Genomic DNA, 2,761 nt, shown 5'->3' on the forward strand with positions numbered 1-2,761 from the left:
GGGACTGTGGCGTCGGGTGCTTCGGCACCGGGCACCGCAGTGCTCCGCTTCCCGGGCCGCCGCCCCCCACACGCTTCCTGGGGCGGCACCACAGGTGGTGCCGCCCCAGGAGAGTTCAGCGGTCGCGGATATTCCGGATGTCATGGGCCCGGCTCCCTCAACGTCCGCCCCGGTGCCCCGGCCTGCGGGTGACCCACTCGCGGACAGTGTCGGCGAACCAGTAGGGCCTGCCTCCTTCCACCAGGTCGGGCGCCGGTAGGAGGCCGTGCTTCCGGTAGGAGCGGACGGTGTCGGGCTGGACGCTGATGTGCGCGGCGATCTCCTTGTACGACCACAGTTCTCGGTCGGCCATCTCTCGCACCTCCAGGGTGGCTGGTGAGCTCTCAGCCTGTGCCTGGTGAACGACGGAGAGTGACCCTTGGCGGGGGGCTGTGCGACGGCTGTTACACCGAACCCGTGAAACGGTGACATTGGTGACGCGGCTGTCGTGCGCCCGATTGCGGCCCTCGTCGGTCGATTTCGCCCATTGAATGCCGTGCGTTGATTGCGTCCGCCGTCTTGCTGACTAGGCCCCGCAACTCCGCAGGAACCGCCGGGTCCGTTCGGCGATGGGGAAGGGCTGGTCCGGCGGGCACGGGTACATGTCCTGCTCGACGATGGCGAACAGGTCAACGCCCAGTTTCTGCGCAGCGGACAGCACCGGCTCCAACTCCGGTACCCCGCAGGGCGGTTCGCACATGACGCCCTGGCGTACCGCGGGACCGAATGGCGTTCCCTCGCGGACGACGTCGGCGAGGATCTCCGGGTCGACCTGCTTGAGGTGCAGATAGTCGATGCGTTCGCCGTACCGCTCGATCAACTCGACGCTGTCGCCGCCGCAGTAGGCGTAGTGGCCGGTGTCCAGGCAGAGGTTGACCAGTTCCGAGTCGGTCGCGTCGAGGAAGCGGACGACATGTTCCTCGGTGTCGATATGGGTGTCCGCGTGCGGGTGGACGGCGATGCGCAGCCCGTACTTCTCGCCCACCTCCCGTGCCAACCGCTCGGTGCCCTGGGCGAGATGGCGCCACTGCTCGGCCGTCAGCTCGGCGGGTTCGATCAGTTCGGCCGTCTTGTCGTCGCGCCAGAAGGAGGGGATGACCACCAGGTGCGCGGCGCCCATGGCACGGGTGAGCTCGGCGACCCGGGAGACGTGTGCCCAGGTCTCGTCCCAGACGTCCGGTCCCCGGTGCAGCGAGGTGAAGACGGTGCCGGCGGAGACCTTCAGGCCGCGTGCTGTCACCTCGTCGGTCAGCCGGGCCGGGTCGGTCGGCAGGTAGCCGTAGGGGCCTAGCTCGATCCAGCTGTAGCCGGCCTGCGCCACCTCGTCCAGGAAGCGCTGCCAGGGCACCTGTTGTGGGTCGTCGGGGAACCACACCCCCCAGGAGTCGGGCGCCGAGCCGACCCGGATGTGGTCGAGGGAGGGGGCGGAGGAAGTGCCAGTCATGGGTCCGAGCCAATCCGTTCGACAGGGCTGGGTCAAGAGTTTGTCAGGACAACGCTTCATTCTGCCGAAGTCGCCGCGCGCCCCATGGAGTACCAGAAGCAGCGGCGACGTCAATATGTAAGGACAAATTATTGACAGTGGCCATCGGCCCGACGGACGATGTGCCGGGCACCTGTCGCGAAGTGTCCGAGAGCCCGAGAGTCCGACAGAGAAGAGTCCGAGGAGAGGGACGTACGTCATGGCCGAGCCGCACGACGGAGGCGCGCCGCACGAGGTGGTCACCATGGGCCGCATCGGGGTGGACATCTACCCGCTCCAGACCGGCGTGCCGCTCCAGCACGTGGAGAGCTTCGGCAAGTTCCTCGGCGGCTCCGCCACCAACGTGGCCGTCGCCGCCTCCCGGCTGGGCCGCGCCACGGCGGTCGTCACCCGCACCGGGGACGATCCGTTCGGCGTCTACTGCCATGAGGCGCTGCGCGACTTCGGCGTCGACGACCGGTGGGTGACCAGCGTGCCCGCGTACCCCACACCGGTGACCTTCTGCGAGATCTTCCCGCCCGACGACTTCCCGCTCTACTTCTACCGGCAGCCCAAGGCGCCGGACCTGGAGCTGAGCGCCGACGGACTCGACCTGGCGGGCATCGCCGCGGCGCGGATCTTCTGGATGACCGGCACCGGGCTGTGCGAGGAGCCCAGCCGCAGCGCCACCCTCGCCGCGCTCGCCGCCCGCGCGCCCGGCCGGGACGAGACGGTCGCCACCGTGTTCGACCTGGACTGGCGGCCGATGTTCTGGGGCGCCGGCACCCACGGGCAGCGCCCCGACCGGCAGCGCACGGAAGCCGAAGCCGCCGAGGCCGCGCGCCCGTACTACCGCGAAGCCCTCGCGCACGCCACCGTCGCCGTGGGCAACCTGGCCGAGTGCGAGGTCGCCACCGGCACCCGCGAGCCGCGCGACTGCGCCGAGGCGCTGCTGGCGGCGGGTGTGGAACTGGCCGTCGTCAAGCAGGGGCCCAAGGGCGTGCTCGCCGTGCACGCGGACGGCACGGTGGCCGAGGTGCCCCCGCACCCGGTGGAGGTCGTCAACGGCCTCGGCGCGGGCGACGCGTTCGGCGGTGCGCTGTGCCATGGGCTGCTGTCCGGCTGGGACCTGGAGTACACGATGCGGTACGCCAACGCGGCGGGCGCGCTGGTCGCCTCCCGGCTGGCCTGCTCCTCCGCCATGCCGGCGGCGCCCGAGGTGGAGGAACTGCTGGGCGCCTGACCGCGCCGCTCCCACCC

At 70.4% G+C, this 2,761-nt stretch carries 3 protein-coding genes; 1 reads left to right on the forward strand and 2 read right to left on the reverse strand.

The annotated features are described in order from the left end of the window. Positions 1 to 157: 157 nt before the first annotated feature. Both ITI46_RS34035 and ITI46_RS34040 read right to left on the reverse strand, forming a co-directional pair. Entirely contained in the window at positions 158 to 352 is a 195-nt protein-coding gene (locus ITI46_RS34035; protein ID WP_209243852.1) for a helix-turn-helix transcriptional regulator, read from the reverse strand. Between the two features lie 213 nt (positions 353 to 565). Further along, positions 566 to 1,483, reverse strand: a complete 918-nt coding sequence (locus tag ITI46_RS34040; RefSeq protein WP_209243854.1) for a sugar phosphate isomerase/epimerase family protein — start codon at positions 1,481 to 1,483, stop codon at positions 566 to 568. A 238-nt stretch (positions 1,484 to 1,721) separates the two neighbouring features. Here ITI46_RS34040 and iolC point away from each other — a divergent pair, with 238 nt between their 5' ends. Further along, positions 1,722 to 2,744, forward strand: coding sequence for a 5-dehydro-2-deoxygluconokinase (gene iolC / locus ITI46_RS34045; RefSeq protein WP_209243855.1), 1,023 nt, complete (start codon positions 1,722 to 1,724; stop codon positions 2,742 to 2,744). Positions 2,745 to 2,761 lie beyond the last annotated feature (17 nt).

The sequence above is a fragment of the Streptomyces oryzae genome, from assembly GCF_017676365.1.
In the GTDB taxonomy this organism is placed as follows: domain Bacteria; phylum Actinomycetota; class Actinomycetes; order Streptomycetales; family Streptomycetaceae; genus Streptomyces; species Streptomyces oryzae.